The sequence below is a fragment of the Streptomyces sp. NPDC005799 genome (genome assembly GCF_040630525.1).
In the GTDB taxonomy this organism is placed as follows: Bacteria; Actinomycetota; Actinomycetes; order Streptomycetales; family Streptomycetaceae; genus Streptomyces; species Streptomyces griseorubiginosus_B.
Window position 1 is genome coordinate 83,262 of record NZ_JBEXXQ010000040.1, and the last position, 19,278, is coordinate 102,539.

The window sequence follows — 19,278 nt, forward strand, 5'->3', positions numbered from 1 at the left end:
GGCGCGTCGGATCAGACGTCGACGAGAAGGATCGCCGGTCGCTCCACACAGTCGGCGACGAAGCGCAGAAAGCCGCCGGCCACTCCGCCGTCGCAGACCCGATGGTCGAAGCTGAGCGAGAGCTGCGTGACCTTGCGTACGGCGAGGGCGCCGTCGACGACCCATGGTTTGTCGACGATGCGGCCCACGCCGAGGAGCGCGGCCTCGGGGTGGTTGATGATGGGCGTGGAGCCGTCGACACCGAAGACGCCGTAGTTGTTGAGGGTGAAGGTTCCGCCGGTCAGCCGGTCGGGCGGGAGGTTCCCCTCGCGGGCCAGCTCGGTCAACCGGGCCAGTTCCACGGCGAGTTCGACGGTCGTCAGCCGGTGGGCGTCACGGACGACCGGGACGACCAGCCCGCGGTCGGTCTGGGCGGCGAAGCCGAGGTGCACCTCGTCGTGGCGCAGGATCTCCCGCCGTTCGGTGTCGACCGAGGAGTTCAGCTCGGGGTGGCGGCGCAGGCCCGCGACACAGATGCGGGCCAGCAGTGCCAGCAGCCCGATGCGACGGCCGGGTGCGGCTGCCTCCAGCGCCTTCTTGGCCTGGAGAAGTCCAGTGGCGTCCACGTCGACCCAGGTGGTGGCGTCGGGGATTTCGGTCCGGCTGCGGGAGAGCTTGTCGGCCACGGCCCGGCGGACACCGCGCAACGGGATGCGCACGGGACCGCTCGAGACGGGCTCCTCCCGGGGGGCGGCTTCCTGCGGGTTCCGGGCGCCCTGGGCGAGGGCGCGTTCCACATCCCGTCGCAGGACGACTCCGGCAGGACCGGACGGCCGCAAGGCGGTGAGATCGATGCCGTGGTCCCGGGCCATGCGCCGTACGAGGGGTGAGATGGCGCGGGGCGCGTGCTCGGCGGGCGCGACCGTCGGGCCGCCGGCGGACGTCGTGGCCGCGCGCCGGCGGCGACGGCGCGGCGCCGGTTCATGACCGGTGCCGTAGCCGATCAGCACGTTGCCGGATCCGGCCTGCTCCTCCTCGCGGTAGCGCTCGGCGGCCTTCTCGCCCGGACGTGAGCCGGTGTTCTCTGCCCCGCCGGAGGCGCTCGCTCCCACGGTGATGAGGGGTTCGCCCACCCCCAGCGCGCTGCCGGACTCGGCGTGCAGCCGCAGCACGGTGCCGGCGTAGGGCACGGGCACCTCGACGGCTGCCTTGGCGGTCTCCACCTCGACCACGATCTGGTCGATGCTCACCGTGTCGCCGACGGCGACCTTCCAATCGATGATCTCCGCCTCGGTCAGTCCCTCCCCGAGGTCGGGCAGCCGGAACAGCTGCTCCTGCGCCGTCGCGGTGCTCATGCGACCGCTCCCTTCGGCAGGTGGCGGGTGTCCGGCTCGTCGGCGAACTGCAGACGGTCGACGGCGTCGAGGACCCGGTCGATGCCGGGCAGGTGGGCGTGCTCCAGCTTCGGCGGCGGATACGGGATGTCGAACCCGGCCACCCGCAGAACGGGCGCGGCCAGGGAGTGGAAACAGCGCTCCTGGACCCTTGCGGCGATCTCCGCGCCGACTCCGGCGAAGCCCTGGGCCTCCTGCACGACCACGCAGCGTCCCGTCCTGCGGACGGACTCCGTGACCGTCTCGTCGTCGAAGGGGACCAGGGTCCGCAGGTCCACGACTTCGAGGTCGATGCCGTCGTCGGCGGCCGCCTCGGCCGCCGCCAGGGCCACCGGGACCGACGGACCGTAGGCGATCACCGTGGCGTCGCGGCCGGCGCGCCGTACCGCGGCCCGGCCGAACGGCGGTGCCTGTCGTGTCTTCAGGTCGGCCTCCTCGCGCGACCAGTACAGCTTCTTCGGCTCCAGGAAGACGACGGGGTCGGCGTCGGTCACCGCGTCGCGCAGCAGCCAGTACGCGTCCTGCGGCGTGGCGGGGGTGACGACCTTCAGTCCAGGGGTGTGCGCGTAGTAAGCCTCGCTGGAGTCGCAGTGGTGCTCCACTCCGCCGATCCCGCCGGCGTAGGGGATGCGGATCACCATCGGCAGGCCGATCCGTCCGCGGGTGCGGTTGCGCAGCTTGGCGACGTGGGAGGCGATCTGCTCGAAGGCCGGGTAGGCGAAGGCGTCGAACTGCATCTCCACCACGGGCCGGTACCCGCCCATCGCCATGCCGACCGCCAGCCCGACGATGCCCGCCTCGGCGAGCGGGGTGTCGAAGCAGCGCTGCTCGCCGAAGTCGCGGGTCAGCCCGTCGGTGATGCGGAACACCCCGCCCAGGGGACCGACGTCCTCACCGAAGACGAGGACCTTCTCGTCCTCGCGCAGCGCGTCGCGCAGGGCGGTGTTGAGCGCCTGCGCCATCGTGACCTTGGTCATCGGGGTTCAGTCCTCCTGGTCGTGCGGAGCGGCGTCGGCCGCCGCCAGTTCGGCCGCCAACTGGGCACGCTGCTCGCGCAGTTGCGGCGTCGGTTCGGCGTAGACGTGGTCGAACAGCTCCATCGGGTCCATCTCGGTGTCCGCGTTCATGCCCGTGCGCACGCGTGCGGCCAGTTCCTCGGCCTCCTCCCGCAGCGCCGCGACGTCCTCGTCGGTGAGTGCGTCCCGCGATCGCAGGTACGCCTCCAGCCGGTCGACCGGGTCGGCGGCCCGCCACCGTTCGACCTCGTCGTCCCCCCGGTAGCGAGTGGCGTCGTCGGCGTTGGTGTGCGCGTCCATGCGGTAGGTGTGCGCCTCGACCAGGACCGGACCGCCCCCGGCCCGTGCGTGCTCCACCGCGGCGGTCAGCACCGCCAGGACGGCCACCAGGTCGTTGCCGTCGACCTGCTCCGAGCGCACGCCGTAGCCGATGCCCTTGTACGCCAGCGCGGGCGCCGCGGTCTGCCGGGCCAGCGGCACGGAGATCGCGTACTTGTTGTTCTGAACGAAGAAGACGACCGGCGCGCGGAAGACGGCCGCGAAGTTCAGCGCCTCGTGGAAGTCGCCCTCGCTGGTGGCGCCGTCACCGACGAGCGCCATCGCCACGCCGTCGGTGCCGGTGCGGCGCAGGGACTCGGCCATACCGGTGGCGTGCAGCACCTGCGTGGCCAGCGGGGTGCACTGCGGGGCGACCCGGGTGGCGGCGGGGTCGTAGCCGCAGTGCCAGTCGCCGCGCAGCAGCGTCAGCACCTCGATCGGGTCGATGTCCCGGGTGACCAGAGCCACCGAGTCCCGGTAGGTGGGAAACAGCCAGTCGTCGGCGCGCAGCGCGAGGACGGCACCGATCTGGCAGGCCTCCTGGCCGCGGCTGGAGGGGTAGACCGCGAGCCGGCCCTGCTTGGTCAGGGCCGTCGCCTGGGTGTCGAACCGGCGTCCCATGACCATCCGCCGGTAGCCCTCGCGCAGTACCTCGACCGGGGGCTCGGCGTAGTCGGCCGGCCGTCGGGCGACCGGCGTGCCGTCCTCGGCCACGAACCGTACCGGCGCCGGCGCCGGCAGGAGGCCCTGGACGGTCTGGCGGAGGCTCTTCACGGACATGGAGGGCACTCGCTTTCTCTGGACACTTGACAGGAGAATGGTGGCTATCACGGAATATGTGTTCAATAGCTCCGCCGAATAGGCGATGAACTGTCGAATTGAGCATGACGGGAGAGCAATGTGTCCGACGAAAGCGTGCCGCCGGGGGTGACGGCCGGACGAACTGCCGTGCAGCTCGACGACATCGACCGGCAGATCCTCAGCCGGCTCCTCGACGACGGCCGGATCTCGGTCCGGTCCCTCGCCGAGCAGGTCCACATCTCCAGAGCCAACGCCTACACCCGCATTGGCAGACTGGTGGCCGAGGACGTCATCACCGGCTTCACCGCACAGCTGAACGCACAACGGGCCGGTCTCGGAACGAGTGCCTACGTGATGCTGGGCATCGAGCAGAACGCCTGGCGCGACATCTCGCGCGAGCTGCGTGAGATCCCATACGTGGAGCATGTCGCCCTGGTGACGGGCGACTTCGATGTCCTGGTGCTGGTGCGCACACCGGACAACATCGCGCTGCGCCAGGTCGTACTGGAGCGCATCCAGGCGGTACCGGGAGTGCGCTCCAGCCGCACCTGGCTCGTCTTCGACGAGGTACGCGGGCGCGGCGCCACCTGGACCGACTGAGCAGGGGGACGTTCACACGTCGATGAGTTCGACGACGAGGCCGTGGTCGGGCACGGCCTCCCCCTCGGGCGCCGGTAAGGCAACCGTGAACGCTTCCGGCGCCGGAGCGGGCGCGGATGCGACCGGCGAGGCGTGCCAGCGGGAGCGCAGTACGCGAAAGCGTCCGGTGACGAAGTGGGCGCCGGCGCCCGGTAGTTCGGTGAGCGCCGAGGAGGGGCCGGCGGGCAGGTCGCTGAGGTTCGCCACCAGATCCACCCCGGCGTCCAGTGCCGCCGCCTCGGCGGCCGCCAGCACCAGCGGGTCGGTGGAGTGCACCGCGGCGTACAGCGCGCCGTGCCGTGCCACGGTACGGCGCAACAGCGCCAGAGCGTGCGAGGTCGACTCGGTCGCCACCAGGAAAGAGACCGGTCCGGGCCATTCCCGGGTGTAGACCGCCTCGTCCGCGGCGCGCAGCCGCACCAGGAGCGGGCTGCGTGTGTCGGCACGCGGATGGTCGGGATGGACCACGGCGGCGGAGGCGTGCAGGACCGGCCCGGCGTGCGGCCTCCGTGAGGGCGTCACGCACCTCGTCAGCAGTGATCGCGCCCAGTACCCGTGCCACGCGTGTGGGATGCGCGAGCAGGCGGTCCACGGCGTCGGCGAGGTCGGAGCCGAGGTCCCGCAGCGTCTTACGACCGTCATCGGTCTCGAAGCCTTGCTCGGACACCAGGATGTTCTGCGGGGTCGTGCGCACCGTGCCGTTGCACAGGCACAGCGAGAGGGCGAGGTGGCGGACCAGGCCCCGGTAGTCGTCGGTGGAGTCCACGACCACGGTGTTCAGTCCCGTCCGGTCGGCGAACACGGCTGCCTGGCGGGCGTGTTGCTCCAGCCAGCCCGCGATGCGCGCGGAGCCGGTGAAGTCGACGATGCGCACGGCCGGGTCCGTGGCCAGCCGCCGGTGCAGCCGGCGCTCCGGTTCCGCCACCGCCAGGGTGACGACGTCCGGGTCGTGTCCTGCCTCCGCCAGCACCTGCCGGGCCACTCGCACCGTGATCGCCAGTGGCAGCACCGAGCGCGGGTGAGGAGCCACGACGACGGGATTGCCGGTCACCAGACTGGCGAACAGCCCGGGGAGCCCGTTCCAGAGCGGGAAGTCGGGACAGCCGATGAGCAACGACACCCCGCGGGGCACGAGGGTGCAGGTGCCTCGCAGGGCCAGCGGCCGTCCGCGGGGTCCGGCACTCTCCGGGGGCAGGTCGGCCGGGACGCGCTCCGATTCGGCGAAGGCCTGCGCGACGGCCTGAAGCGCACGGTCCTGGGCGCGCGGCCCCGCGGCGCCGAGGGCGGTCGCCAGCGGCTGGCCGGTGGTGTGGTGCACCGCCAGGGCCAGCTCGTGGCTGCGGGTGTTCAGCCGGCGCAGGATCTCCACGGCGAGCCCCGCGCGCTGGTAGGGCCCCGCGGCCCGCCATCCGGCCGCGGTCCGTGCGGCCGCGGCGACCAGCTCGGCCGGTTCGCAGCGGGGATAGGCGATGTCCAGGCCGATGCCGTACGGCGACGACTCCGTGCGCACGTGGCCGTGTGCGCCGGGCTGCCCCAGGTCGAAGGGTCGTCCCAGCAGGGAGTCGAAGACCTTTCCGGCGGTGCGGGTCGATCTCATCCCCGCGTCCTGGCCGGTCGACTCGGTGAAGGGCCGTCGGCGTTCTCCGGCGGCGAGGGCGGTGACGACGCTCTGGAGCAGTTCGCGATGCCGTTCGTAGGCGCTGGGGCGCACGGCCTTCAGCCTTTCCAGGTGGCGGCGAGTGCCAGCAGGGCGTCGTTCTCCTCCGGCAGCCCGATCGTCACCCGGACGCCCTCGCCGAAGAACGGGCGGACCACCACCCGCCCGGCCAGGCAGTGCACGGCGAAGTCCGCGCTGTCGTCGCCGAGCGGCAGCCAGACGAAGTTGGCCTGGGACTCGGGGACGTTGTAATGCAGCGCACGCAACCGCCGGGTGACACGCTCGCGTTCGGCGACCGTCAGCGCGGCCTGTCGGGCGACCTCGGCGGATTCACCGAGGGCGACGACGGCAGCGCGCTGGGCGAGGGCGCCGACGCTGAACGGCACCTGGGTCTTGCGCACATGGGCGGCTACGTCGGGCGGCGCAACGCAGTAGCCGACACGCAGCCCCGCCAGGCCGTAGGCCTTGGAGAAGGTCCGCAGCACCACCACGTTGGGCCGGTCGCCGAACAGCGCGAGGGCGTCGGGGACGAGGGCGGGATCGGCGTACTCCCGGTACGCCTCGTCGACGACGATCATCACCTCCCGCGGCACCCGGTCGGCGAAGTCGAGCAGCTCCCGCTCACCGAGCGCGGTGGAGGTGGGGTTGTTGGGGTTGCACACGAACACCAGCCGGGTCCGGTCGGTGATCGCCGCGGCCATGGCGTCGAGATCGAGCGTGTGACCACGCAGGGGCACCTTCACGGCCGTTCCGCCCGCGACCGCGGTGAGGATCGGATACGCCTCGAAGGAGCGCCAGCCGAAGACGACCTCGTCGCCGGGGCCGACGACCGTGTGCAGCAACTGTCCGCAGACCTCGGAGGATCCGGCGCCCACAGCGATCCGGTCCGGATCGACCCCGTGGCGCGCGGCCAGGGCCTGCACGAGGTCGGTGGCGTTCAGATCGGGATACCGCGACACACCGCCCGCCGCCTCCGCGAGGGTGCCGGCTACCCCGGGCGGCGGCCCGAAGGGCGATTCGTTGCTGGCCAGAACGATGGCCCCGGGCAGTTTGCGGCCCGGGACGTAGGCGGGCAGTTGAGACAGGGACGCACGGACATGCACCATGCTGGACTCGCTTCTGCAGCGCTGAGGCCCGAGGTCTGCCGTCGGGCACTTGACAGGCACATCGTGATGAGCGGATGACAAGCGCTCAACTGTTCAGCGAATTCCGCGACGGATCGCCGCAAGCGGCCCACTGCGCGGCAAACCGTCTCGTACGGCCCGCTTCACAGCCACCGCCACGAGACGTACGGCGGCGCCACGACCGGGCCGGGGGCGGAGCCGCGGTCACGACACGGACACAGCGGCTGATCGACACCCCCCATCGTCGGCGGGGTGCGTCCAGACTGCTTGCCGCCGCAGCCACGGGATGACCGCGGCCCGCCCGCTGCGATCGAGGGAGAACACCCAGCCCTCTGGGACGACATCGAGGACCTCCCCTTCCTGCCGCGCGGGACCGTCACCTCCAGCAGCTTCTGGATCGATCCGGCCCGCGCTCGGACCGGCCTCCACCAGGACCTGCTGGACAACTGCGCGGTCCAGATCACCGGTACGAAACGCTTCCTCCTCGCGCGCCCCGGCACCGTCGAACGCGCCGGTGCGCTCTCCCCCAAGTACGACGCCTGGGCGCGTCTGTCGCGCACGGGTATCGAGGAACTGGCGGCCGACAGGTCGGTCGGGACGCACGGCGAGGACTTCTTCTTCGTCGAATTGGACTCCGGCGACGTGCTCTACGTACCGGCCCGCTGGTGGCACGAAGTCGTCAACCTCGACGCGAGCATCCTCCTCAGCGGATTCTTCGGCTCCCGTGGACACGTGGCTCGGCTGTGGACCCAGGTCCACCTGCGCGACACCCTGCACCGCGCCCGGCTGCTCGGCCGGGGGGACTGCACGTGTCATCCGGCCGGGCCGTGAGGAACGGTGAGCAAGGGCCGGTCCGGAGCTCTTGCTCCGGACCGGCGGTGAGGCGGTGTCAGCCCGCGGCGGGCACCGGTTCGCGGTCCCTTCCGGCCGGAGCCTCGGGATCGGTCGCTTCGGGCTTCGCTCCGGCCGCGGGGTCGGTCTGCGGGACGGCGGTGTGCTCGGCCTCGGGCACTGGCGTGAACGGAAGGTCGCCGCGCAGGACGGCCCTGGCACGCTCCTCGTCGAGCTGACCCTCCCATTTGGCCACGGCCAGCGTGGCGACCCCGTTGCCGACCACGCTGGTCAGGGCGCGGGCCTCGGACATGAAGCGGTCGATGCCGAAGATCAGGGCCAGGGCGGCGACGGGCACGTGCGGTACGGCGCTGAGGGTGGCCGCCAGGGCGATGAAGCCGGAGCCGGTGACACCGGCCGCGCCCTTGGAGGTGAGCAGCATGACGGCGAGCATGGAGAGTTGCTGGGTGAGGCTGAGGTCGATGCCGAGGGCCTGGGCGAGGAAAACGGAGCCCATGGTCAGGTAGATGGCGGTGCCGTCGAGGTTGAAGGAGTACCCGGCCGGCAGGGTGATTCCGACGACTGGCTTCGAGGCGCCCGCGTGCTGCAGTTTGGCCATCATGCGGGGCAGCACCGGCTCGGAGGACGACGTGCCGAGCACGATCAGCAGTTCCTCCTTGATGTAGCGGAGGAAGGGCAGCAGGCGCAGGCCGTTGACGCGCATGACGGCGCCGAGCACGACCAGGACGAAGAACAGGGCGGTGAGCCAGAAGGAGCCGACCAGCAGGAAGAGGTGGCGCAGCGTTTCCAGTCCGTAGTTGCCGATGGTGAAGGCCATGGAACCGAAGGCACCGATCGGGGCCAGCCGCATGATCCAGCGGATGAGCGTGAACAGGACCCTCGACAGTCTCTCGACGCCCTCGGTGATTCCCCGGCCCGTCCCGCCGGCGGCGTTCAGGCCGAAGCCGAACAGCACCGACACCAGCAGCACGGGCAGGATCTCGTGGCCGGTCAGCGCGCTGAGCAGGGTGTCAGGGATCATGGCGAGGACGAAGGCGGCGACGCTCTCGTGGCTCGCCGTCGCCTCCGGCGGCAGACCCTTGACCGACAGGCTCGATGGGTCGACGTGCAGCCCGCTGCCGGGCTGGACGACGTTCACGACCACCAGACCGGTCACCATGGCGACGGTCGTCAGGACCTCGAAGTAGATCAGCGCCTTGAGACTGACCCGGCCGACGGCGCGCGCGTTGCCCATGGAGGCGATGCCGTGGACGACGGTGCAGAAGATGACGGGTGCGATCATCATGCGGACCAGCGCGATGAACCCGTCGCCCAGGGGTTTCAGATCGGCTCCGAACGACGGCCACAGCCAGCCGACGGCGGCCCCGGCCAGGACGCCGATCAGACACTGGACGTAGAGCAGGGACAGCAGCCTGCGCAGGCGGCCGGGTGGAGCGGTGGCGGTACCCGGGGCGGCGTCGTTGCGGCTCATGCGGGGCGTCCTTCCAGGACGGGAACGAGGAGTTCGGCTCGGGCGATGCGGCGGGCGGCGCGGTGCAGCAGCACCGTGGGGGACGCGCCGTCCGCGGCGGGGACGGCTCGGGCTGTGATGACACCGGCCGGGGTGCCCAGGCGCAGCGTCCCGTCGGCGGTCTGCCGGGCGACGCGGTGGGCGAGGGTGCCGGGGATGGCGGCTGCGGTGGCCAGCGCGACGGCCGAAGTGAGGCCGATCGCCGGGTGGGGCGCGTGCATGGAGACCATGCGGACGGCCAGGTCGTACTCGTCCTGTGGGACGAGGGTGCCGTCGGTGGTGCGGTAGGCGACAGGACGGGCGACCACTCCGACCTTCGGGACGGCGTGGCTGACGGGGTCGGTCTCCCGGGCCAGTCCCATGGCCAGGGCGGCCTGCCGGCGCAGCACGGTGAGTGCGGGCACCGTCGTGGCGAAGTCGGCGAGGGACTCGCTGCCGTCGAGTCCGAACGCCTTGGCCTCCAGCAACGCCGCCGGCGCGCCGGCATCGACCAGGGACGCCTCGACGGTGCCGGAGGGCCCGGTCAGGGTGTCCACGGCATGGCCGGTGGGCAGGACCCTGCCGGTCGAGGTGCCCGCGGGGTCCTCGAAGCCGAGGAGCACCGGCACTCCGAGCGCTGCGGTGCCGGGCACCCGGGCCGTTCCCGCGTCGGGGGCGGCCTGTCCGGGGGTGGGGATGGTGCCGCTGAGCCGGGCACCGGTGTTGACGTTGAGCATCCGGACCGTGGTCGAGTCCGGCGTGATCGGTACCAGGCCGTTGTGGACGGCGTACAGGGCGACGGCGGTGGCGCAGTTGCCGCAGTTGCTGGCCCACTCCACGCGTTCGTCGCCGATGCCGACCTGGGCGAAGGCGTACTCGACGTCGACGCCCGGCCTCGTCGAGGTGCGGACGATCGCTGCCTTGGAGGTGGTGGAGGATGCACCGCCGACGCCGTCGATCTGGCGGGGGTCGGCGGCGTTGTAGGCAGCGAGCAGCAGGGTGTCGGCGTCGACGCCGGTCGCCACCACGTCGTGGTGGTCGAAGATCCAGCACTTGCTGGTACCTCCGCGGATCATCTCGCCCTGCAGACGCAACACAACAGACTCCTTGGGGAAAGCCTTACGGCACTTCCGTGCCTGGTGCGATCCACAGTGGCCGCGGCTAGCGTGAAGTACAATCTCGGAAATCTGCATGGGTATTAAGCTGAAGTGAATGCTGGAGGTGGCGAGGTGCTCGACGTCCGGCGCATCCTGCTCTTCACCGAGGTCGCCCGACGGGGCTCGGTCACGGCGACCGCCCGTGCCCTCAACTACACGCCGTCAGCGGTGTCGCAGCAGGTCAGCCGCCTGGAAGCGGAAGCAGGGCAGCCGCTGCTCGAGCGCCATGCGCGGGGCGTCACCCTCACCGACGCGGGACGCGCGCTGGCCGAGCGGGGCGAGCGGATCGAACGCGAACTGACGGCCGCGGAGAACGAACTCGCCGACTTCGCCGGACTGCGTGCCGGCACCCTCCGCGTCGGCACCTTCCCCACCGTCGGCGCCTCCCTCCTCCCCCGCGCCGTGATCGCCTTCCGCCGGACGCACCCCGAGGTACGGCTGACGGTGCGCAGCGCCCGTATCGCGGGGCTCTGGGCGATGCTGGAGAACCGCGAGATCGAGATGTCCCTGATGTGGGACTACGACTGGAACCGCATCGACCGCGAGGACATCGTCGTCACCTCGCTCGCCGACGACCCTCCCGCCCTCCTCGTCGGCCAGGACCACCCCCTCGCCGGCCGCCCGTCGGCCGCACTCGCCGACTGCGCCGACGACGCGTGGATCACCCGCGCCGACCACCACCCGGTGGCCGAGGCCCTCACCCGCAGCTGCCGCGCGGCCGGCTTCGAGCCGCAGATCGCCTACGAGGCCCACGACTACCAGGAGGCCCAGGCCATGGTGGCCGCCGGCATCGGCGTCGCCCTCGCCCCCACCCTGGCCCTGGAGGGCATCCGAGGAGGCGTCAGCGTCCTTCCCCTGCTACCCCCCGCCCCGGTGCGCCGCATCCTCCTGGTCCGCATGAGCGACCACGCCCTGACCCCGGCCGCCGAGGCCTTCGCGGATTTCCTGCGCGACAGCGCGGCAGTGGCCGGAAGGCGATGAAAAGCCGCGTCACCGGTGGCCGGCTTCCGTGGTACCCGGCCTGGCCGGTGGACCGGTGCTCGCGCTGCTGGACGGGAGTCGCACACCCCCCGAGGCCACGGTCGGCCGTGCGCACCCTTCACACTCCCGGCAGCGCGCCCGCACTCTACGATTGGCGTGGGATTCACAGCGGAGAGGGAGACACGGTCATGCGGCGGCTCGGGGAGCTGGAGGCAGAAATCATGGACCGCCTCTGGAGATGGCGGCGGCCGGCGACCGTGCGCGAGGTGGTCGACGACATCAACCGCACCCGGCCCGTCGCGTACACGACGGTGATGACCGTGGCCAACATCCTCCACACCAAGGGCTGGCTGCTGCGCGAGGAGAAGGAGGGCCGGGCCTGGCTGTACGAGCCCGTGCGCACCCGTGAGGAGTACGCGGCCGCCCTCATGGAGGACGCCCTCGAGGCCAGCGAGGACCGCCCCGTGGCACTCACCCACTTCATCAACAAGATGGCACCCGGCGAACTCGCCGCACTCCGCAAGGCCCTGCGCAACGCAGGTAAACGCACGGACGATTGACGGCGCTCCCATCCTCCTCGGCCACCCACGCGCTGCATCTCACCGGTGCGGCTTGCCAGCCAATCTACGAATCTACTAAGTTGCAACGAAGACATGATCACATGTGGCAGCGCATCTCGGAGGAGTCGTCAGAGGATGACAACGCATCGTCGACCGAAGCAACCCAGTCGCACCCGTGTGACCGTGCTCACCTCGGCCGCCGCCGCTGCCGTCGCGTTCAGCGCCCAGGCCGCCACCGCCGCGCCGGGCGTCAAGCCGAGCAAGAACGAAGTCAAGGCCAGAGTCGACGCTCTGTCCGAGGAGGCCGAGAAGGCCACCGAGGAGTACGACGGGGCCAAGGAGAAGCAGGACAAGCTGCAGAAGGAGATCTCCGCCCTCCAGGACAGGGTCGCCCGCGGTCAGGGCGAGCTCAACGCGCTGCGCGACAGCATCGGCGCCATGGCCACCGCCCAGTACCGCAGCGGCGGCATCGATCCCTCCGTACAGCTCCTTCTCTCCTCCGACCCGGACGACTACCTCGACAAGGCGTCGGCCCTCGACCAGGTGAGCGGCAAGCAGGTCGCGACGCTGAAGCAGATCCAGGAGAAAGAGCGCGCACTGGCCCAGCAGCGCGCCGAGGCCACCGAGAAACTCAAGGACCTCGCGGCCACCCGCACCGAACTGGGCAAGAAGAAGAAGGAGGTCCAGGGCAGACTCGCCGCCTCACAGAAGCTCCTCAACAGCCTCACCGCCCAGGAGAAGGCGACGCTCGCCGCCGAGGAGGACCGCGCCAACCGCTCTTCCACCGAGCGCGTGAACCTCGGCAGCACCCCGTCCGCCTCCGGCCGGGCCGCCGCCGCCTTCCAGGCCGCCCAGGGCAGGATCGGCACGCCCTACGTGTGGGGCGCCACCGGCCCGTCCTCCTTCGACTGCTCGGGACTGACGTCCTGGGCCTACGCCCAGGCAGGTGTCTCCATACCGCGCACCTCGCAGGCGCAGGCCACCATAGGCACCCGGATCACCTCGGTCAGCGACCTCAAGGTCGGCGACCTGGTCTTCTTCTTCAACGACCTGCACCACGTGGGTCTTTACGCGGGCAACGGCCAGATCCTGCACGCCCCGCGCACCGGCACCAACGTGCGCTACGAGTCGATGGGCACCATCGGCGGGCCCTTCATGTTCGGCGTCCGCGTCTGACAACACCCTTCCCGGCCCAGGGCTCCTCCCTCCGCACCGCTTGAACCGTGCGGAGGGAGGAGCCCATCGGGACGTGTCAGGCCTGGTAGGCCACCAGCGCCATCATCCCCGACTCGCCGTGGTAGGCGTTGTGGCAGTGCATCATCCACTGGCCGGGATTGTCCGCGTCGAAGAACACGGACACCGTCTTCTTCGGCAGCACGATGGTGGTGTCCTTGCGCGGGCCGTCGGTGCCGAGCTGGTAGGTGTGACCGTGCAGATGCATCGGGTGCCACATGGTGGTCTTGTTGACGAAGTCCAGCCGGACCCGCTCGCCCTGCTTCACCAGGACAGGGTTCGCGGTCGGGCTGTTCATGTCGAACCGCTTGCCGTTGATGCCCCAGTCGTACCTGCCCATGCTGCCGGTCAGCTCGATGCGGTGCACCCGGTCGGCCTTCTTGGAGTCGAGCCGGACGTCGTCCGCCGCCGTCAGCTGCGAGGCGGTCATGATCATGCCGTCCAGCTCCTGCGGACGGACCGTGGGCTTCGGCGCGCTGCCGGAGCCGGTGCGGACCAGTGCCATGCCGCTCGCGGCCTTGCCCTCGGCGAGGGCGACCAGCGGGAAGACACCGTCGGCGAGGGTGACCAGCACGTCGTACCGCTCGCCCATGCCGACCAGCAGGGCGTCCACCTGCTGGTGCCGGACCGGGAAGCCGTCGGTGTGGGTGATGGTCAGCCGGTGACCACCGAGCGCCACCCGGTACGCCGTGTCGCCGCCCGCGTTGATGATGCGCAGCCGCACCCGCTTGCCCGGCTTGCCGGTGTAGATGTCGGGGTCGGCCGGGACGCGGCCGTTGACCAGGTGGTACGGGTACCTGACGTCGCCGGCGTCACCGCCGAGCAGCTTGCTCTCGGCGCCCATGAGCATGAACCTCATCGACATGCCGCCGGAGGCGGACGGCGAGGCGCCCGCCGCATCGGAGGTCCCGCCGTTCATGCTCATGCTGCTCATGTCCATCCCGCCCATGTCCCCCATGTCGCCGGAGGAACTGCTCGGGCTGGGACTGGAGCCGCCCATGTCCATGCCTCCCGTGTCCATGTCCCCCATGTCCATGCCGCCCATGCCCTGCTTGAGCTCGGCGAAGACCTCGTCGGGGGTGCCGGTGACGCCGTCGACCCAGTCGTCGAGGACGACCACCCACTCGTCGTCGTACGACAACGGCTCCTTGGGGTCCTCGACGATCAGCGGGGCGTACAGGCCCCGGTCGAGCTGGACGCCGACGTGCGGGTGGAAGAAGTACGTGCCGGGGGCGTCGGCGATGAACCGGTAGGTGAAGTTGCTGCCGGAGCGCACGGCGGCCTGGGTGGCCGGGGGCACGCCGTCCATGTCGGCGCGCAGGGCGATGCCGTGCCAGTGGATGGAGGTGGTGGTCTTGTCCGGGAGCTGGTTGGACAGCTCGGCGGCGAGGGTGTCGCCGACGGACAGGCGCAGTTCCTTGCCCGGCGTCCGGCCGCTGAAGGCCCAGCTGTTCGCCATGATCCCGCCCCCGAGGTCGAGCATGGCGCGGGCGGCGGTGAGGGTCACGTTCCGGGTCCGGCCCGTGCTCCTGCGCTTCTTCTCGGCCGCGGCGACCGCAGAGCCCGAGGGGTTGACCAGGGCGCCCGAGCCGGAGTCGCCGGAGCCGCTGCTGCACGCGGCGAGCGCGCCCGCACCGGCGACGCCGATTCCGGCCAGCAGGACGGAGCGGCGGTTGATGCTGTTCATGATGGGAGTCCTCTTCACGATGTGCCGTTGATCGGGGTACGTCAGGGCGGCTCCGCTCGCATACGGATGGCGAACGCAGCGGATGAGCCCTCGGGGTACGGCCTAGATCAACAGCCGGGAGAGGACGGAGAGGTCAGGGGGCGCGTGGTGCGACACGGTGGGAGGCCCGTGACCGGCCGGCAGGGCGTACGCGGCGTCGCCATGGCCGACCCGAGGCACGGCGGAAGGCGGCACGAGCAACTGGGGCGTGCCCACGTCTCCGGACGAGCAGTGCTGCATCGCGGGGCCCGAGCAGGCGCCGCCGTCGTCGTCCGTGGCCGGGGCTTCGGTCTGCAGGGCCTCGCCGTGGTCGGTTTCGGCGGCCGTCGACGTCATGGCCGCAAAGGTGTGGTCCATGCCGGGCATCGCGCTCATGGCCGGGCCACGCAGGGCAGCGGCGGTCATGTCATGGTGCGCGAGCACGGCGAGTGCGGCCAGGAGCGCGACGACAGCGGCCCACGTCCAGCGCACTGCGCCGCCGCGGGCTACGGGGCGTCGGTTCGTCGCTGCCCTCATCGCCTTCCGCGTCCACCTGTTTCGACCATGACCGCCACTATACCCGGGCGGGGTATCTCGTGCACTTGCTTCCAGAGCACGAGAGCGGACCCCTGGTGCCGCGTGGCCCGCCTCGTACTAATCCCCGCCACGGTGACACAGGGAGCCGACCCCTACATCCCGGGCATGCCTGACATGCTGGGGCTCGCGCCCGAGCCGTTCGCGGGCGAGGAAGACGCACCGTCCGACATGGCCATCATCTTGCCGGCCGGTGTGACGAGGGACCATGCGCCGTTCTTGCCCTGTCCGTTCATGTCCCCGGCCTTGGTGTCACCCATGTAGCGGTACAGCGGCCAGCCGGCCAGGGTGACCTGCTTCATCCCGTCATTCCGGGCCACCGTGCCGATCTTGGCCTGCACGCCCATCCCCTGGACACTGCCGTCCGCCATCACCGGCATCCAGGTCTGGGCACAACTGTCCGTGCACATCGACATGTTCACCTGGTCCTTGGCGTAGCGGTACAGCGTCCAGCCCTTGGCGTCGGTGACGACCGTCCCCATGCCGGACATCTGCTTGGCCATCAGCATGTTCGTACTGACCATGTCGCCGCTCCCGCCGTTGCCGGCCGCAGCGGTGGTGCCGCCGCCCGCCGGAGCGGTGGACCCGACCCCGGCCGCGGGCGCGGCGCCACTGGTGTCGGCAGAGCTGCCGGCTGACGAGCCACAGGCGGCGAGCAGCAGCGTCGAGGCCGCGCCGGCGGCCAGGGCGAGAGCGATACGGTGGCGGGACACTGGGTTCTCCCTTGATGTCTTCTTATCTACTGACGTCCTTAGTACGTACGGAGACCCGCAGCCGTTCAGTCGCGGACGTCATGTCCGCCGCACAGATTCTTGAAGTTCCCCTGCAGCTGGGCTGGTCTGCCGCTGTCAGTCGGCTCCCTAGTCTCGGCCACGTGTGCACGCCCCAGGTGTGTCCACGTCTCCCTCCGTGTTCTTCCCCCCTCCGGAGTGCCCTAGATGGCCGACAGCGACATCGGTACGACGACCAAGCCCACGCCGGACCCGCCCCGCAACTCCTTTGCGCGCCCCAACAAATGGTGGATGCTCGGCGCCGTCTCAGTGGCGACGTTCATGCTGCTGCTCGACGTGACGGTCGTGAACGTTGCCCTGCCCGACATGCAGCGCTCACTGGACTCCAGCTTCTTCGACCTTCAGTGGGTCATCGACTCCTACGCCCTGACGCTGGCGGCGTTCCTGCTCGCGGCCGGCACCCTGGCCGACCGGCTCGGGCGACGTCGCGTCTTCGTCATCGGGCTCGGGATCTTCGCTCTGGCTTCTCTGACGTGCGGCCTGGCCACCGGCACGGGGATGCTCAACGCCGCCCGGGCCGTCCAGGGCGTCGGCGGTGCGGTGATGTACGCCGTCTCACCCGCGCTGATCGCCAACCATTTCCACGGCAAGCAGCGCGGCATCGCCTTCGGCATCTCGGGCGGCGTCACGGGACTGGCCGTCGCACTCGGGCCGTTGATCGGCGGCGCGCTCACCGCCGTCAGCTGGCGGTGGATCTTCCTGCTGAACGTACCCATCGGCTTCCTGGTGATGGCGGTCATGCTGGCCCGGGCCGCCGAGTCCCGCGACCCGAACAGCAAGCGGATCGACTGGCTCGGTCTCATCGTCTTCTCGGTCGCGCTCACCATGCTCGTCTTCGCCCTGATCCGCGGCGAGGCACAGGGCTGGACGGACCCGCTCATCGTCGCCCTTTTCGTGGGTGCCGCCGCCCTGCTGCCCTTGTTCGTCCTGATCGAACGGCGCACGCCGGAGCCGATGCTGGACCTGGACCTGTTCCGCAACCGCTCCTTCAACGGCCTCGGGATCGCGACCGTGGCGGCCAACGCGGCACTGAACGTGGCCATCCTGCTCCAGGTGCTGTACATGCAGTACATCCTCGGCTTCTCGGCGTACGGCACCGGAGTGCGCTACCTGCCGCTCACGCTCGCGCTGTTCGTCGCGGCGGCCGTGGCGGGCACGTTCTCCGATCGGATGCCGGCCCGGCTGCTGGTCGGGATCGGCTGTGTCGCGCTCGGGCTGGGCATGTTGGCCGCCCGCGACATCACCGCGGACTCCGAGTGGACGGCCCTGCTGCCCGGCATGCTGCTCGCCGGATTCGGTATGGGCGTGTTCAACCCAGTGCGTGCCTCGGCGGCCGTGTCCCTGGTGCCGCTGTCCCGGGCCGGCATGGCGTCCGGCATCAGCGAGACCTTCCAGCAGGGCGGCGTCGCCCTGGGGATCGCCGCCTTCGGTTCCATGGCCCACAACCGGATGGCGCACGACTTCTCGGGCGCCATCGACGCCGCGGGCCGGTTGCCCGCACCGGAGACGGCCAAGCTGACGGACATGGTCTCCGCCGGCCGGCTCACCGAGGTGGCCGGCGCCGTGCCACCCGAACAGCGCGCCCTCGTCGCCAAGACCGCCAACGATGCCTTCATCGCAGGGCTCGACCTGGTCATGCGAGTCGGCGGGATCGTCGCCATCGTGGGCGGGCTTCTCGGTTTCGCCCTGATGCGGCGACGTGACTTCCCCGACCAGAGCACCGACGCGCCGGAGCGGAGCGACGTCGGCGTACCCGCCGACTGAGCGGCATCCCTCCGACAAACAACGCGCCGCCGACGAGCGCACCCCCCGGCCATCCGACCGAAGAAGAGGAAGACCTGCCTTGACTTCCTCCCCCGCCTAAAGGCGGGGGATTCCAGCGGTCGCCCGCTGGGGTTCCTGCTTCACCGACGACCGCCCCGTCCGGGAGGACTCCCGTTGAGGTCTTACACCATCTCCACAGGCAGACGCCGCCAGCCCGGCGGCCAGGATGTTGCGTGCCGCGTTCACGTCCCGGTCATGCACCGCGCCGCACTCGCACGTCCACTCACGCACGTTCAGCGGCAGCTTCCCGCGGACCGTGCCGCAGGCCCCGCACAGCTTGCTGGAGGGGAAGAAGCGGTCGATCACGACGAGTTCGCGCCCGTACCAGGCGCACTTGTACTCCAGCATCATGCGCAGCTCCGTCCAGGCCGCGTCCGAGATGGCGCGCGCGGGCCTGCCGTTTGTCAGCAGGTTGCGGACGGTCAGGTCCTCGATCACGACCGTTTGGTTCTCACGGACGAGTCGAGTGGACAGTTTGTGCAGGAAGTCGCGGCGTCGGTCGGCGATCCGCGTGTGAACCTTGGCGACCTTGCGCCGGGCCTTCTCCCGGTTGGCCGAGCCCTTCGCCTTCCGCGACATCTGCCGCTGCGCGCGGGCCAGCCGTGCGCGGTCCCTGCGTTCGTGCCGGGGGTTGGTGATCTTCTCTCCGGTGGACAGGGTGACCAGACAGGTGATCCCGGCATCCAGGCCGACCGTGTTCGTCGTCGCCGGGATGAGGGTGTCCTGGCACAGCAGGGACACGAACCAGCGGCCCGCCGCGTCACGGGACACGGTCACCGTGGTCGGCTCCGCCCCTTCGGGGAGGGGACGCGACCAGCGAATGTCCAGCGGCTCGTCCATCTTCGCCAGCGTCAGCTTCCCGTCACGCCACGTGAAGGCGCTGAGGGTGTACTCCGCCGACGCCCGGGAGGTCTTGCGGCTCTTGTAGCGGGGGTACTGGGCGCGCTTGGCGAAGAAGTTGCCGAACGCCGCCTGCAGATGCCGCAGCGCCTGCTGCAGCGGCACGGAGGACACCCCGGTCAGGAAGGCCAGTTCCTCCGTCTTCTTCCACTCCGTCAGCGCGGCCGAGGACTGCACGTAGGAGATCCGGCGCTGCTCGCCGTACCAGGCCCGCGTGCGGTCCTCCAGCGCCTTGTTGTAGACGAGGCGGACGCAGCCGAACGT

At 70.7% G+C, this 19,278-nt stretch carries 17 protein-coding genes and 1 pseudogene; 6 read left to right on the forward strand and 12 right to left on the reverse strand.

Translation table 11 applies throughout. The features are described 5' to 3' along the window. Nucleotides 1-11 precede the first annotated feature (11 nt). Genes ABZ453_RS33590 through pdhA form a run of 3 tightly spaced genes read right to left on the reverse strand, consistent with a single transcriptional unit; the run spans nucleotide 12 to nucleotide 3,487 of the window. Nucleotides 12-1,334, reverse strand: a complete 1,323-nt coding sequence (locus ABZ453_RS33590; RefSeq protein ID WP_359020905.1) for a dihydrolipoamide acetyltransferase family protein — start codon at nucleotides 1,332-1,334, stop codon at nucleotides 12-14. Beyond that, entirely contained in the window at nucleotides 1,331-2,350 is a 1,020-nt protein-coding gene (locus tag ABZ453_RS33595; RefSeq protein WP_359020907.1) for an alpha-ketoacid dehydrogenase subunit beta, read from the reverse strand. Before ABZ453_RS33595 ends, ABZ453_RS33590 begins: the two co-directional genes overlap by 4 nt. 6 nt (nucleotides 2,351-2,356) lie before the next feature. Beyond that, entirely contained in the window at nucleotides 2,357-3,487 is a 1,131-nt protein-coding gene (gene pdhA / locus ABZ453_RS33600) for a pyruvate dehydrogenase (acetyl-transferring) E1 component subunit alpha (RefSeq protein ID WP_359020909.1), read from the reverse strand. Nucleotides 3,488-3,607: 120 nt separating this feature from the next. Between pdhA and ABZ453_RS33605 the strand changes: the two genes are divergently transcribed. Continuing rightward, entirely contained in the window at nucleotides 3,608-4,108 is a 501-nt protein-coding gene (locus ABZ453_RS33605; RefSeq protein ID WP_359020911.1) for an Lrp/AsnC family transcriptional regulator, read from the forward strand. 12 nt (nucleotides 4,109-4,120) lie between these two features. Here the strand turns inward: ABZ453_RS33605 and ABZ453_RS33610 are convergent, their stop codons facing one another. From ABZ453_RS33610 to hisC, 3 genes and pseudogenes are all read right to left on the reverse strand, one after another. Continuing rightward, nucleotides 4,121-4,669, reverse strand: coding sequence for a hypothetical protein (locus ABZ453_RS33610; protein WP_359020913.1), 549 nt, complete (start codon nucleotides 4,667-4,669; stop codon nucleotides 4,121-4,123). Between the two features lie 190 nt (nucleotides 4,670-4,859). Then, a pseudogene (locus tag ABZ453_RS33615) lies at nucleotides 4,860-5,744 on the reverse strand (aldehyde dehydrogenase family protein); the annotation flags it as partial. Between the two features lie 119 nt (nucleotides 5,745-5,863). Then, complete coding sequence (hisC, locus tag ABZ453_RS33620) at nucleotides 5,864-6,910, reverse strand: histidinol-phosphate transaminase (protein ID WP_359020915.1); 1,047 nt, start codon at nucleotides 6,908-6,910, stop codon at nucleotides 5,864-5,866. 270 nt (nucleotides 6,911-7,180) lie between these two features. Here hisC and ABZ453_RS33625 point away from each other — a divergent pair, with 270 nt between their 5' ends. Further along, entirely contained in the window at nucleotides 7,181-7,759 is a 579-nt protein-coding gene (locus ABZ453_RS33625; RefSeq protein WP_359020917.1) for a cupin-like domain-containing protein, read from the forward strand. Nucleotides 7,760-7,817: 58 nt separating this feature from the next. Here the strand turns inward: ABZ453_RS33625 and dctA are convergent, their stop codons facing one another. After that, nucleotides 7,818-9,251 (reverse strand): C4-dicarboxylate transporter DctA, encoded by a 1,434-nt coding sequence (gene dctA / locus ABZ453_RS33630; RefSeq protein WP_359020919.1) that lies wholly within the window; start codon nucleotides 9,249-9,251, stop codon nucleotides 7,818-7,820. Next, nucleotides 9,248-10,366 carry a PrpF domain-containing protein gene (locus tag ABZ453_RS33635; RefSeq protein ID WP_359020921.1) on the reverse strand — a complete coding sequence of 373 codons (1,119 nt, stop codon included), beginning with the start codon at nucleotides 10,364-10,366 and terminating at the stop codon, nucleotides 9,248-9,250. The genes dctA and ABZ453_RS33635 overlap by 4 nt, the downstream gene beginning before the upstream one ends. 132 nt (nucleotides 10,367-10,498) lie before the next feature. On the opposite strand from ABZ453_RS33635, the gene ABZ453_RS33640 reads away from it, so the two are divergent. The 3 genes from ABZ453_RS33640 (at nucleotide 10,499) to ABZ453_RS33650 (ending at nucleotide 13,143) form a co-directional block, all read left to right on the forward strand. Then, nucleotides 10,499-11,407, forward strand: coding sequence for a LysR family transcriptional regulator (locus ABZ453_RS33640; RefSeq protein WP_359020941.1), 909 nt, complete (start codon nucleotides 10,499-10,501; stop codon nucleotides 11,405-11,407). A 188-nt stretch (nucleotides 11,408-11,595) separates the two neighbouring features. Further along, complete coding sequence (locus ABZ453_RS33645) at nucleotides 11,596-11,967, forward strand: BlaI/MecI/CopY family transcriptional regulator (RefSeq protein WP_359020923.1); 372 nt, start codon at nucleotides 11,596-11,598, stop codon at nucleotides 11,965-11,967. A gap of 135 nt (nucleotides 11,968-12,102) precedes the next feature. After that, nucleotides 12,103-13,143, forward strand: coding sequence for an NlpC/P60 family protein (locus ABZ453_RS33650; protein WP_359020925.1), 1,041 nt, complete (start codon nucleotides 12,103-12,105; stop codon nucleotides 13,141-13,143). Nucleotides 13,144-13,219: 76 nt separating this feature from the next. Here ABZ453_RS33650 and ABZ453_RS33655 read toward each other — a convergent pair whose 3' ends face one another. The 3 genes from ABZ453_RS33655 to ABZ453_RS33665 all read right to left on the reverse strand — a co-directional run bounded on the left by ABZ453_RS33655 (nucleotide 13,220) and on the right by ABZ453_RS33665 (nucleotide 16,212). Next, a complete protein-coding gene (locus ABZ453_RS33655) occupies nucleotides 13,220-14,887 on the reverse strand; it encodes a multicopper oxidase family protein (RefSeq protein ID WP_359020927.1) in 1,668 nt (555 codons plus the stop codon). 102 nt (nucleotides 14,888-14,989) lie between these two features. After that, complete coding sequence (locus tag ABZ453_RS33660; RefSeq protein ID WP_359020929.1) at nucleotides 14,990-15,442, reverse strand: hypothetical protein; 453 nt, start codon at nucleotides 15,440-15,442, stop codon at nucleotides 14,990-14,992. 152 nt (nucleotides 15,443-15,594) lie between these two features. Further along, on the reverse strand, nucleotides 15,595-16,212 hold the full coding sequence (locus ABZ453_RS33665) for a hypothetical protein (protein WP_359020931.1): 618 nt from the start codon (nucleotides 16,210-16,212) through the stop codon (nucleotides 15,595-15,597). A 225-nt stretch (nucleotides 16,213-16,437) separates the two neighbouring features. Between ABZ453_RS33665 and ABZ453_RS33670 the strand changes: the two genes are divergently transcribed. Beyond that, the gene (locus ABZ453_RS33670) at nucleotides 16,438-18,054 is read left to right on the forward strand and encodes a DHA2 family efflux MFS transporter permease subunit (protein ID WP_359020933.1); all 1,617 of its coding nucleotides are present in this window, start codon (nucleotides 16,438-16,440) and stop codon (nucleotides 18,052-18,054) included. A 96-nt stretch (nucleotides 18,055-18,150) separates the two neighbouring features. On the opposite strand, the gene ABZ453_RS33675 is transcribed toward ABZ453_RS33670, so the two are convergent. Continuing rightward, the coding region (locus ABZ453_RS33675) for an RNA-guided endonuclease TnpB family protein (RefSeq protein WP_359020935.1) at nucleotides 18,151-19,278 on the reverse strand (1,128 nt) is incomplete at its 5' end.